This window comes from Bacillus sp. SH7-1 (assembly GCF_008042405.1).
Taxonomy (GTDB): domain Bacteria; phylum Bacillota; class Bacilli; order Bacillales; family Bacillaceae_G; genus Bacillus_A; species Bacillus_A thuringiensis_N.
This window is the reverse complement of sequence record NZ_QNUD01000007.1, coordinates 317,903-330,633: the sequence shown is the minus strand read 5'-3', so window position 1 is coordinate 330,633 and position 12,731 is coordinate 317,903. Positions and strand designations below refer to the sequence as shown.

Below are 12,731 nucleotides of genomic sequence, written 5' to 3'. Positions count from 1 at the left end.
TCAATAATATATTGTATATAATTTTCAGAAAGAAGGAATCTACATGCCAGTTAGAAGAATAGAGCACGTTGGACTTATGGTTGCAAACTTAGAAACATCTATTACTTTTTATGAAAAAGTAGTTGGCTTACAGCTTATTAAGCGAATGGGACATCCAAACCCAGACTTAAAACTCGCTTTTTTAGGTGTGGAAGAATCGAAGGAAACGATACTGGAACTCATTGAAGGTTACAACTCCTCTCTTCCGGCAGAAGGAAAAGTACATCACATTTGCTTTAAAGTGGATTCATTAGAGGATGAAATTGAAAAAATACAAAAACACGGCGTAACATTTTTACTAGGGGAAGAAATTGAAACATTACCAGATGGAACACGTTACATATTCTTCGCTGGCCCTGATGGAGAGTGGATTGAGTTTTTTGAGACGGAGAGATAAAGTGAAACTTTAATCATTGGGGGGCTTCATTCCCCAATGATTATCAGCACTCACCAATCGGACATTTGCGGGCAGTTGATCCCCACCTAACTTCTTTTCTTTCGCTGAATTTTGAAGTGGGATTTTACTGCCCGTTAATGCGGGATAATAACTTTATGATCCACATAAGGAGTAGAAACTGATGAGTACAGTTTTTATTATTGTTTTTTGGGTACTTATACTATTTCCACTTCTTTATATAATCCCGATAAGGAAGTGGAATATAAGTCCCATTGATCTCATGGGGGGTATTTAGCAATTTAAAAATGCTGTTTACTTATAGCAGTATCTTTTATGAATGCAAAAATAGCCAAAATAAGCAAGCAGTTTTGCATAAAAACTTGCATATTTTAGGCTATTTAATTGTATTCCTTATTTTGTTAAAGTTATCCGTTAGTTCAATTCCAAAGGTCTCAGCCGACAATTAACTCAAGTACCGATTTCGGATGACCCTCATGTGATGAAGTTCATGTCCTGCGATGCCGTACGCGAGGGCGCGCGCCGTAATGCTTAGATTGTTGGCTGTGCCCTTGCGGGTCCAAGCCTCCGCCGGTAGCCCGCGCAGCAATGTGATCGTTGATTGCCGTACGGCCCGGTAGTCTTCGGCCAATTGCGCGGTTGTCCAACTTCCGAAAGGAGGCATGAACAATTCCTGATCGAAACCGGTCAGAGGCGTCTGGTCCCCTCTTGCGAACCGGAGTAGGCGGTAGGTCATGACACGTTCCGCGTCTGCGATGTGGCCCACGACTTCTTTCAGCGTCCATTTTCCTTCCGCATACCGATATGCGGCCTGGCTTTCGGTCAACGATGCCAGGAGCTCGATCATTTGCTTTTCCTGGGCGAGCAGAATATCGATGATGTTACCGTCCGGTACCAAACGGATATATTCGCCGGAGCTCCCGGTGTATTCTTCTTCTGAAGGGCTTTGATTCATGCGTAGTCACCTCTTTATGTAAATATAGAAAATTATAGCACTCGTCTATGTCTAATAAATTCGCGGAATGATAAAACTTTCCTTCTAATAATTAAGGATAAGCAACTATTTAGTTGGTCGGTCGCCACACTATCCTGATTCGTTAGCACAATAAGCAACGCTAATCAATAATGCATAAAAATTAGTTATTATAAAGCATTTCGAAGTTATTAATATATATTGGATTATATAAATTTATACCCCTCACCATCAATTTAAAAATAAAAAAAGGAAGGGGATTCCCCCCTCCTTTTACGCTTGCTCCGACTGTCGAAATTATTTAATATACCCACGATTCAGTTCCGTTAATTTTTCATTGATGTTAAAAATTCTTACTCTAATATCTTTAACACCAGCTGCTTCAAGTCTGTTCTTGTGCATTTCAGCGTATTTTTCAGCATCTTGTTTTTCTTCAAATACATAGATGCCTCCAGCTTCTTTTGTTTCTTGATTCTCAGTCCATATTTTCCAATGGAATCCTTCTTCTTCGTTAATACTTTTTGCTAGATCCCAAAATGCTTTTTCCATTTCTTCACCAAAAGGACCTTCAAACGGAAAATCAACTTGTAATAAATATGCCATTTTCACTCACTCCTATTTTTAATATAAAATTCTTGCCATTCTTTTACTAATTATAATGATTTTGATTCGAATGATAGGAATATCTTAAGTTAGTGCCGCTATTATTCCCTTACTAGTTTAAGACTTCCCCTATTCTTTATTGAATAAAAAAGAGATCTATTTAGACTTGAAATTCTTGCCTATATATTGAGCAATTTTTCTAAACTCTGTCGATATTGAACGACCAAATGGAATCGTTTGTCTCTGTTAATATAGTAGTTGTTCATTTTTCTCCACATGAAAGTAAGCAGGTTTTTCATGAGTACCGCGAGGCTTCCATAAGAAGCAACATGGCCATGATAATACATCGTAAGCTTTTAAATCAATCCGGTTTTCATCTGATAAAATCAGGAACGATAAGTTATTTTCCGATGACACATTTCTTAAGAATTGTCCGGTTGATTATTTTTCATCTAAATATATTCATACTACTAATTAATGAGTAACGCTACTAGTAATGCCGACACACTCAAAATGCACGTTAAGGTACGCGTGTGATTCAGCAACGTCCAACGGGATTCAAATTCGACTCTGAGTTCCTCCCATCCAGAATCTCTTACAGGTAGTTCAGCTGAAATAATCGCTCTATTCATCGGAAGGTTTCCTGTGAAAGTGATCAGTAGAGTGGCAACATAACTAATCAATGCGATTAATCCTAAAATGACTTTGTCAAATTGCTGTTGGTAAACGGCTAATACTACAAAACCGATCTGCGCTATAAGAGCACCGTTTGAAATGAAGAGAAACATCGGATTAGCCACTGATGAGGTAAAGTGTCTAACCGAAAGAACGAAGGTACGATCATCCGAATTACGCAGACCAGGCATGACAGAATTAGAGTATGCAAAAACGGTTCCAGCAACAATACTTGTTGTCAATATAGATAGAAACGCTAAAAATTTGAAAAATAATAACTCATTCATACGTTTTCACACCCCTTATCTATAATATAATTACAAAACGATATCAACTTGAACTCATAAAGTTGAACATTTTTCGGTTATGTTTAAAAAATATGATACAAACTTACCCCTAAACTAAGGACAAACAAAACAAGCGCAGGTATCGCTTTCTTAAAGGGATCTTTCGCTAATACAATAAGAGTTAATGCAGCTGCAAGCATCGTACCACCTAACAACAATCCTGCCAATAAAGCTACTGTTGGAATCCAAATTCCTATCAACATTCCAATCGCTCCTACAATCTCAAAAGCCCCAGTTAAGAAATTAAAAAACGAAGGTAAACCAAATCGTTTGAACTCATCTGCCATTTTCCCAGATATAATTTTCGTTCCTGTCATTATAAAGAACAGAAACAATACAACTTTTACTACATTGATTAATATTAAAATAGCAATCACATCTTTCTTATTTATTTGATGAATTTATATGCTACAGCATATATAATACAAAAACTTGACTGGTACTAGGCAAAAAAAGTAATCCTGAATCAGATATCATACAAAATACAGCTATCTCCACCATTCCTCGAAACAAACGAAAATTACATGCTATAGCATATATAATACCTAAAACAAAGTTTGTTCCTTATAAATAGCATAGCATCAATAAGGAACAAGTATTAATAGCGTGTATCATACAATTTGTTTAATAATGATTGTAATACTTTAATCTCTTCTTCGCTCAAATTACTCGTAACGAAATGGTGAGCGTCTGTCACTACAGGCAAGATTATTTTCTTTAATTCGTCACCTTTTTCAGTTAAAAACAGGTTGTGTGAACGCCTATCTTGGTCATTCAAAGCCTTCTTTACAATCCCTTTTCTCTCCATTGACTGTATCATTCTTACGACAGTAGTTTGATCTTTATCAATTGCTTCTGCTAACTCTTTTTGAGTAGTGGCTCTTTGGCTACAAAGAACACTGATAATCCCCCACTGCTCTGGCGTAACTCCAAAAGGCTTTAATTTCTTCGTAAAATAATTCGTCATTTTCACATCAGTACGATGAACAAGATAGCCTATTAAATCATGTAAGTTCATGTATCACCTCTATAAATTAATATATAAAAGAGTATAGCATACCAGTCAATTATTCACAGTGAATGTATTCATTTTATTAATTATATGCTATGGCATATATATTATAGTAGGTCATTTTAATTGTCAAATTGAATGACCTATTATTTTTCTACAATATCAGTCCAGCTTATTAAAAATAAAGAAATCCCGTATTCATTAAAAATACGGGATTTTTATAAATGAGTTATTCACTTATTCAAAAGAAGTTCCTTCGTTACATATTACTTATCTAATTAAGAAACATTCATATACCAGCCCAAACATCTTTTCCATATCGCCCTTCATCTTGCAGACGATCCAACCAAATCCTTGCTTCTTGTTCACTGACTTCATGAATTTCTTGATAGGCTTGACAAAGGGTATCTTCTACGTCAGGAGCCATTTTACTTCCATCACCACATATATAAAGATGAGCTCCATTATCTAATAACGAAATTAAATTGATTCTATCTTCTTTTATTACATGTTGTACATATGTTTTAGGATGCCCTTCTAAGCGAGAAAAAGCTGTGTGTAAAGAGATTAATCCATCTCTTTCATCATTTTCTAATTCTGTACGATAGAGATAATCCTTTTCAGGATGACGACAACCAAAGTATAGATGTGCTTGTCCTAAGTTAATACCTTTTTGCTTTTGAACACGTCGTGCTTGTAAGAATCCACGGAATGGTGCAATTCCAGTACCTGGTCCAGCCATGATAATTGGTGTTTCTGGATTTTCAGGTAATTGAAAGTTTGATTGTGGCATTCGAATGAAACAGATAATCTCATCTTTATTATGACGCTGAGCTAAATAATTAGAAGCGACTCCTTCATATGTCCCTTCCCCACTCCATGCAGGCGCATTCACAACACCAACCGTAATGCTCAGACGATCCTGTGCAACGAGTGGAGAACTTGAAATAGAATAGTAACGCGGTTTGAGCGCAGGAAGAAGTTCTAAAAAACGTTCAAATCGGATTTCACAAGCCTCATACTTTTCAAGAAGATCCAACATTGAAATACGTTTCTTTAATATTTGTTCATGATAAACTCCCTCTTCCAATAATGATTCCAATTCCTTTTTATGAGGAGGGCATACTGTGAATGCCACCATTTCTCGTATTTGTGCTCGAGTGGCTGCTTCTTGCACTTCAACACTATAACTAAGAAGGTCATATAAACGAACAGGACTGTCTAACGGTATGTGATTTACACTGCGCCCACTTGCACTCAATATGACTTGGTCCTTCCCGTTTAATCCAAAGCGTTTTAAAATTCGGTTGACATTTTTCTCACTATTAATTGGTAGCACCCCAAGGTGGTCTCCTTCTTTATACGTAGCCCCTTCTGGCAATGATATCTCAATATGTCGCGTGCTTCTTTCACTGCTAGATGATTGAAGTTCACGATTTTCTAATATAGATGCATAAACTGCTTCATATGTTCGCGCCAGAGGAGATCCTCCAAGACGGCTGACAAATTGCAGACTCAAAGTACTGCGTTCTTTCTCCATGTTTTTGTTAAGTTCCAATCCAAATGCCTTCATTGCATCAGACCACATACTTTGTTTCCATTGCTCGAGCTGTTCCTCGAAATCACCACTTGCATCCGCTTCTCCACGAGCAGAAAATCTTGTTGCTCCTTTTTGAGCCATTTGCTCATCAATGTATCTTGGAATTCGCTGATAGGTACTAGCCCAATTATGATCTCCACAACCAAAAACTGCGTATTGAACACCTTTTAGCTCATCCGATTTTAATTCCTCCAACCACTGCACAAACTGTCCTGCATTACTTGGTGGCTTTCCATTATAAGAAGAAGTTACAATAAGAACCGCCCCTTCTTTTGGCAGACTTCCAATTCGATCGTTAAGAGCTACCACTTCCGTTTGAACACCTTCTAAACTAGCTGTATCTGCTAGTTCTCTTGCAATACCTTCTGCTACCCCTGTATCTGATCCGTACAGAACAAGAAGCGAAAGATTATCGGCTCCAATAATAGAAGTTGGCTTCTGAACTTGCTGCTTAATTTCATGTTTTTTCAGTTTCTCCTCTGTAGGCGCAAGAACAGTAGTATGGCTAATAGCTTGATTTCGGGGTAGAATCCTAATTTTAAAATCACCAGGCTTTAGCGTTAATGTTTGTTTTACGTCCAGCTGATAGTCTTCATAATCGATGAATTCAAAATGTTGAAGAAGCATTCCCATTACGAGAGTGGCTTCATGAAGTGCAAACTGCATACCGATACATGCTCTTTGACCATTTCCAAATGGCTTATAAGCATGATGAGGAACCTTATCCAGGTCTTCAAATCGTTCAGGTTGGAATTCTTCCACATTGTCTCCCCACGCATCTTTATCCCTATGTAGCTGTGGAATAAGGACCGAAATACGATCCTCTCCTTTCTTAATTGGATATTTCCCACCAATCACTGTATCTTCTTTCGCATAGAGACTGAATGCTGGAGCAGTAGGCCATAGACGTAGCGATTCATTTAAAATCATCCGGATATACTTTAGTTTCATAACTTGTTGGTATGTTGGAGTAGAATCTGTCAAAACACGGTCTACTTCTTCATAGGCCTTTTTCAATTTATCCGGATTCTTTAATAAAAAATAGATTGCAAAAGATAACAATCCACTTGTTGTCTCATGCCCAGCTATTAAAAAGGTAATAATTTGGAAACGAATATTTTCATCATCTAATTTTTCTCCAGTTTCCGGATCCTGCACATTTAGCATACGGGAAAGTAAATCATTTTCTTCCTGATTCCCATTACTTTTACGTTCAGCAATAATATTATCTACTAAAGAAAACATAGATTGGATATCATGCTGAAATTGACGTTTCGTTCTCCACATGAGTTTGTCTTCTATATCCAATCGCTGTAATTGGTGCATCGCCTCGTCTAGAGCACGGGTCATGCTAGTGATAAAAGGATGAGAGGTCTCACGATAAAAGCTATTAAATCGGTAATTAAAACCACATAGACCAATTGTATCTAATGTAAGGCGAGTCATATCCTCTGGAACATCTACGTTTTCATTCGGATTCAGTCTTGCCCATTTTTGAACGAGTTGTACGGCAATATCGACCATCATGGCATGGTAATCTTTCATTGCCCGTTGGCTGAATGTAGGCATCAAAATATTATGAGCTTTTTTCCAGTTAGGCTCGTGAGTCTCGCTTGTAAATAATCCGTCTCCAGCAAAGGCACGAACCTTTGCTAAAGCACCCTCTATACTTTTATCAAATCTTGTTTCGTCACAGACTTCTTCTACCAGTTCATGGCCAGAAACGACAATAATGGTATCACTTAAAGTTTGAATTCGAAAAATGGGACCATACTCTTCCGCCAGCTTAATAAACGATAGAGTCGGTTTATCTTTATCGATTAATGGGAGATTACCCAGCGGGCCGTATGTTTTCGGCTGAGGAATAGCAGATACTTTTTTATCCATTACAAACACCCTTTCAAAAAGCATGAAATAAAATATCCCATTCAATAAAAAGAAGATACAATAAATCGCCTGGGATAAAAATATGTAATTGATTACCTTTTTTATCTTTTCCCTAACTATTCACGATTATGATATTGCTTATAAGGTTGGTAATCTAAACCGTCTATTAACATTAGATTTATACCTTGCAGAAAAAATACTAAATTAAAATGAAGCGTATTATTATAATGTTTATGAGAAATTGAGAGCTAAAGATTGTAGTATTGGGAAAACCAGTAATTTCTAATGTCAATTCAAACAAATACGAAAAGCAAGTATACTCTGTTACGAATGAAAAAGGATCTGATATGAATATCAGATCCTTTTTACTATATATATAATTATATCACTGGTTCTTTTCCAAATTTAAATAACAGCGCCTTAGTAGCAGAAATTTGCATTTCTTCATGGTCTAACTAAACAGCAAAAAACTTGTAGGAATCATTATCAAGAGTTTTATTTTGCTTTACCGATTTAATCTCTCGACTGCTTCCGGGCTTGTATCTACACGTTTAACAAAAAAAACTAATAGGAGTGCAACAACATTCATGCCAAGCGCTACATAGAATGAATGCTGAATTCCAGATAATAAAGCATTCTGAGTTAACATTGTCTTCGTAGCTTCTGTGAAGGTTGTTGGATCTACATCAGCCATTAGACTTTCAGCTTTTGTTTTTGTTACAGAATTCATAATCGTAACAAGAATAGCAGTACCAATCGAACCAGATACTTGTTGAGCTGTATTATTAACAGCCGTACCGTGCGGATTTAAGCGAGTTGGCAATTGATTAAGGCCATTTGTCATAAGTGGCATCATCACCATCGCCATCCCAAACATCCGCAGTGTGTAAATAAGAATAATATGTGTGTGACTAGAGTCGATTTGCAGGTTTGCCAACATATAAGTTGAAACAGCTGTAATGGAAAGTCCTACTATGCCAAGAATTCGAGGGCCATATTTATCAAATAGTTTACCTGTAATTGGTGACATAACCCCCATTATTACCGCACCTGGAAGCATCATCAGCCCAGAGCTCAGCGGCGAAATACCGCGGACATTTTGTACATAAGCTGGTGTTAAAATCATACCCGAAAACATAGCCACCGCATTGACAATTGCAATTACAGACGCAAGTGCAAACATTGGGTACTTGTAAACACGTAAATCCAATAAAGGCTCGTTCATTTTTAATTGACGGATAATGAAAGCAATTAGGGAAATAGCGCCTATGAATAAGGTTGTTAAGACAACTTTATTCGTCCAACCATCGGAGCTTGCAGAACTAAACCCATATAACAAACCGCCAAAACCGATAGAAGATAATAGTAATGAGAGATAATCAAGTTTTGCATTTTTGTTTTGTTTCATGACATTCTCAGATTTCCAAATCCCTAACAGTAAGCTAATGATTGCTAACGGTAAAATCATTTCAAACAGCAAACGCCAGTCATAATACTCTACAATATAACCTGATAGTGTCGGTCCAATGGCTGGAGCTGTAATCATAACTAATCCAAAAATCCCCATTGCTGTTCCCCTTTTTTCTCTTGGAAAGCTTACTAGCATAATATTCATTAACAAAGGCCCCATGACTGAAGAACCTGCTGCTTGAACCATTCGGCCAGTAAGTAATAAACCGAAGTTCGGTGCTACAGCCGCTAAGGCCGTACCAAGAATAAAAATCATCATAGATGTAATAAATAAACTCCTATTGGAGAAGCGGGTTATTAAAAATGCTGATGCCGGAATTAATATACCACTTACAAGCATATACCCTGTAGAAAGCCACTGAATCGTTGAATAATCTTTAATGTCTAAATCCTTCATTATTGATGGCAAGGCTACATTTAAAAGTGAGTTATTTAGAAATGAAACAAATGCCCCAATAAAAAGGATTACAAGCATTACATATGGTGGTTTTCTTTTATGTAACGTTTCACTCATATATTTATTTGTCCCTTCGTTATCAATTCCATTGATTCGTTTAAATCGTTTGCATATTTGCACAAGAATACATTATCCTTGCAGTATTTTGCCAAACTCTTCGAATAGATATTCTCTTTTTAGCAATTCTACTTGCTCAACATAACATTTTAAAATCTTTTTTATTAATTAAACCTTTATAAACACGTTTGTTAACCGACATTAAATTAGGCTGAAATAAACAAAAGAAACAACTGAAAATACCCTTCTAAAATAAAGCGAAACTTTAATCCATGGGGCTTTTACAGGTAGCCCACAACAAATAGCGAGATAAATCAACAAGACCACACACCCATTCCTTTAAATACAGGCTTGTAAATCTAGTTATGTAACCATCCACAAAAAGGAATATTACATAGGCTAAGTCTAACATTACATTTTTAAAGTGAGGGGAATAAGCTTATGCACCAATATTGGCATTTGAATTCAGAGGGATACGGAGAGCAATATAATAACCAAACTTCAATGTCATCATTATATTTACAGCCCACAAAAGCTAAGGAAATGAATGGTCTGAAGATCCCTGAGAATTGGAGTTTTCGAGTCTATCCATTTGGTTGGGATTCACCAGCCAATTATACGGGTTTTAATCCCCAGCCCCCTCCCTTCTCTTTAGGTCAGCCAATCCATTATGCAGGAATGATGCCCCAAGGACATCCTGTTAGTTGGACTCCATTACCAGTTCATGCAGGTTTTCATTTTCAAAAACCTCCCTTCCCCTGGGCTCAACCATTCAATCATACGGGAATGTTCGCACAAGGGCATCTTGCCGCTTTACTATCGCCGCCAGCTAAAGCTTTTAAATTTAGTACCAACAACTGGGGGACTTTCGGAAACTCTCCAGGATGGGGAGGACAGATCAGTCCCATGGGATGGGGGAATAACGGCGGTTACGGTCAGCCAGGAATGCTTGGAAACTTACTTGCAGTAGGAAAAAGCAGCATGAATGGAATAGGAATGATTAGCAGTCTAATCGGTATGGGGAAGTTCTTCTTTTAGTTAATTAGAACGGAAGGATAGGTCCTTAACCCAGAATTAAAAAACATTTCCTGTTCCAACGATTTGATCTTCTCAAACATCCCCCTTAACGTATTGATTGTACGCTTCCAATACTCCCCCCCATTTCATTTCCTCGTCTTTCAAATTATAAAAACATCTATTATCTTGTATCTAATAACTTTATAGAAGTGTGGTAGCACCACATGCCCATCAAGCTAACCAAGTAATTTAATAGGTACGAAATGGTCCTTGTTTCAAAAGTAGCAAGTGATAGAAAAGTAGGCATGCTAAAGAAGCCTATTAAAACGCGATTTTTTCGCTAGGCAGCTTGTCTATGCTTCACCGCCGTTTTATACACAATCCCTAGAATATCAAAGACGGTCATCTTCTTATACCTATGACATTTACGACCGTTTTTTTTTGAGCAGCTGATAAAGGCGATGCAGAATTTTTAAAAGTTCTTCTGTGCCAACGGCTATCGCTTGAAACAGTAATGGAAAGTAATCTTTAATCATATAAATCGCTTTGTATTCACTCAGCTCCTGCTTTTTCTTTTCAAGCAGAAGCTGACGTATTTGAAACATCGTGGAAGAACAGAGGAGAATGCCGATGAGTTGTCCATATAAATGGCACTCTAGGCGTTCTCTTTTTATATTTTGACATTTATCAATTTCAAAGAATGACTTCCACGTTTTAAACAAAATTTCAATCTGCCAACGAAGTGAATATAATGAATGCACGTAGTTCGTCGGTACTTCTTCTAGCGACGTGTTCGTGATATATACATTCATGCCCATTAAACGTTTACTTTTATCCTTCATGACAATGCCTTTCTTCTTTTCACGTATCGCTTGGTTTTTCAGACGTGTTTGCGTTTGATCATCGGTTAAACAATGGATAATAACACGTGCTGGAAGTATCTGATTTTGGCCAATGTATGCCTCAGGGATTTCTATCGTTTCACCAGGGATTAGATCAGACATCATTTGTGTCATATCAAGCTGGATGTATTTTGTCTGCTTTTTTACCGTACCATTGTTGAAGTATTCGGGTTCAGGGTTCTTGGTATAAATGCGTGTATTCAGCTTCAACCGAGAGATATAGTAAGCCTCTTTATCATGAATGGTTTGTACGTCCCCTAAATCGAAGTAACCAAGATCACGTAAACACAAATCGCCTGCTTCTACGGTTTCAAGGCAGATGGTACCATATGTTTTATCATTATTCTTTCCTGGCCCAAGCTGCACGTTAAGAAATTGACCACTAAGTAAATCGTATTCTAATTGGATTTTCACGCCTGCCTTATTACTACTCCCACCTGAACCTTGATAGTCAGTAGCGAATTGATCAGGTAATTGAAACACTGTTGCATCTAGAATACGGATACGATTAAAAGTAGAGATTATATGTGCAGAAAGTGAGTGATTTGAACAGAGTTTTTGTGTGAGAAGGGAAGTAAACACTTCTCGAAGAAATGCGACAGCTGCTGGATTAAAGCGTTGATTCAGTCCTTCTGGGCTCATGAGTGTAGCTGTATTTGTATAAAGCTGACTACATAATCAAGTAAGAGAATCGCTTGCTACGTGTTGACTAATCCAAATACATAAAGCGGCCAAATCTCGTGCGCCATATTTACTTTTACGTTTTACGAAACCCGTCGCTGTTGAAGGATACTTGGGGATAGATATCGCTGTAATTCTTCAGCGAATAAATGAAACTCATCTTGAATCGATAGAGTCATACAAAACGCCATCCTTTCTGTATTTTTCTACAAAAAGAATAGCGTTTTTTTGATTATATGGATACAAATTTACCTTAGATTGATAGCGATGTATGGTAACCCCAATTAGACCAACGATTTCTCCTTGGCTGAGTTTCGCTCCCCGACTTTTCCTATGGAAACGTAGAAAAACAAATGATTAAACAATTTATATTTTGTCTTTTTGTGGCTTTGTAAAATAGATTGATCATTTATAACAAAGTTTGATAATTAATAATAAAGATTGATGAAATTGTTAATTCAAATAAGACTTGTATTTGAATTAGGGAGCTATTTTGAATTATTCGTAATCTAAAATAATCAAATTATATTTTACAGTAACAATAAAACAAAATATTGACCACTCGGTACAAAAAAGAGTATTCTATTAATGTTATC

Annotated in this window: 9 protein-coding genes and 1 pseudogene; 2 read left to right on the top strand and 8 right to left on the bottom strand. The window is 37.0% G+C overall.

The window, feature by feature from the left end; genetic code table 11:
- The first annotated feature begins 43 nt into the window (after positions 1–43).
- Positions 44–436, top strand: a complete 393-nt coding sequence (locus DN390_RS08000) for a VOC family protein (RefSeq protein WP_147807064.1) — start codon at positions 44–46, stop codon at positions 434–436.
- A gap of 463 nt (positions 437–899) precedes the next feature.
- Here the strand turns inward: DN390_RS08000 and DN390_RS07990 are convergent, their stop codons facing one another.
- From DN390_RS07990 to DN390_RS07960, 7 genes are all read right to left on the bottom strand, one after another.
- Positions 900–1,409 (bottom strand): DinB family protein, encoded by a 510-nt coding sequence (locus DN390_RS07990; RefSeq protein WP_147807063.1) that lies wholly within the window; start codon positions 1,407–1,409, stop codon positions 900–902.
- Between the two features lie 315 nt (positions 1,410–1,724).
- Positions 1,725–2,030: a monooxygenase gene (locus DN390_RS07985; RefSeq protein ID WP_098198540.1), complete on the bottom strand. Its 306-nt coding sequence runs from the start codon at positions 2,028–2,030 to the stop codon at positions 1,725–1,727.
- 470 nt (positions 2,031–2,500) lie between these two features.
- Positions 2,501–2,992, bottom strand: coding sequence for an anthrone oxygenase family protein (locus DN390_RS07980; protein WP_147807062.1), 492 nt, complete (start codon positions 2,990–2,992; stop codon positions 2,501–2,503).
- Positions 2,993–3,075: 83 nt separating this feature from the next.
- A complete protein-coding gene (locus DN390_RS07975; protein ID WP_147807191.1) occupies positions 3,076–3,426 on the bottom strand; it encodes a DoxX family protein in 351 nt (116 codons plus the stop codon).
- Between the two features lie 224 nt (positions 3,427–3,650).
- On the bottom strand, positions 3,651–4,070 hold the full coding sequence (locus DN390_RS07970; protein ID WP_097951877.1) for a MarR family winged helix-turn-helix transcriptional regulator: 420 nt from the start codon (positions 4,068–4,070) through the stop codon (positions 3,651–3,653).
- Between the two features lie 283 nt (positions 4,071–4,353).
- Positions 4,354–7,551 (bottom strand): bifunctional P-450/NADPH--P450 reductase, encoded by a 3,198-nt coding sequence (gene cypD, locus DN390_RS07965; protein ID WP_147807061.1) that lies wholly within the window; start codon positions 7,549–7,551, stop codon positions 4,354–4,356.
- 505 nt (positions 7,552–8,056) lie between these two features.
- Positions 8,057–9,535, bottom strand: coding sequence for a DHA2 family efflux MFS transporter permease subunit (locus tag DN390_RS07960; RefSeq protein ID WP_098951913.1), 1,479 nt, complete (start codon positions 9,533–9,535; stop codon positions 8,057–8,059).
- 441 nt (positions 9,536–9,976) lie between these two features.
- Between DN390_RS07960 and DN390_RS07955 the strand changes: the two genes are divergently transcribed.
- Positions 9,977–10,573 (top strand): hypothetical protein, encoded by a 597-nt coding sequence (locus DN390_RS07955; RefSeq protein ID WP_147807060.1) that lies wholly within the window; start codon positions 9,977–9,979, stop codon positions 10,571–10,573.
- A gap of 319 nt (positions 10,574–10,892) precedes the next feature.
- Here the strand turns inward: DN390_RS07955 and DN390_RS07950 are convergent.
- Positions 10,893–12,314 (bottom strand): annotated as a pseudogene (locus tag DN390_RS07950) (IS4 family transposase).
- Positions 12,315–12,731 lie beyond the last annotated feature (417 nt).

Excerpts from the sequence above, each read along its gene's own strand:
- cypD (WP_147807061.1), bottom strand. The coding sequence starts at position 7,551 with ATGGATAAAAAAGTATCTGCTATTCCTCAGCCGAAAACATACGGCCCG.
- DN390_RS07970 (WP_097951877.1), bottom strand. The coding sequence starts at position 4,070 with ATGAACTTACATGATTTAATAGGCTATCTTGTTCATCGTACTGATGTG.
- DN390_RS07990 (WP_147807063.1), bottom strand. The coding sequence starts at position 1,409 with ATGAATCAAAGCCCTTCAGAAGAAGAATACACCGGGAGCTCCGGCGAA.
- DN390_RS07980 (WP_147807062.1), bottom strand. The coding sequence starts at position 2,992 with ATGAATGAGTTATTATTTTTCAAATTTTTAGCGTTTCTATCTATATTG.
- DN390_RS07960 (WP_098951913.1), bottom strand. The coding sequence starts at position 9,535 with ATGAGTGAAACGTTACATAAAAGAAAACCACCATATGTAATGCTTGTA.
- DN390_RS08000 (WP_147807064.1), top strand. The coding sequence starts at position 44 with ATGCCAGTTAGAAGAATAGAGCACGTTGGACTTATGGTTGCAAACTTA.
- DN390_RS07985 (WP_098198540.1), bottom strand. The coding sequence starts at position 2,030 with ATGGCATATTTATTACAAGTTGATTTTCCGTTTGAAGGTCCTTTTGGT.
- DN390_RS07955 (WP_147807060.1), top strand. The coding sequence starts at position 9,977 with ATGCACCAATATTGGCATTTGAATTCAGAGGGATACGGAGAGCAATAT.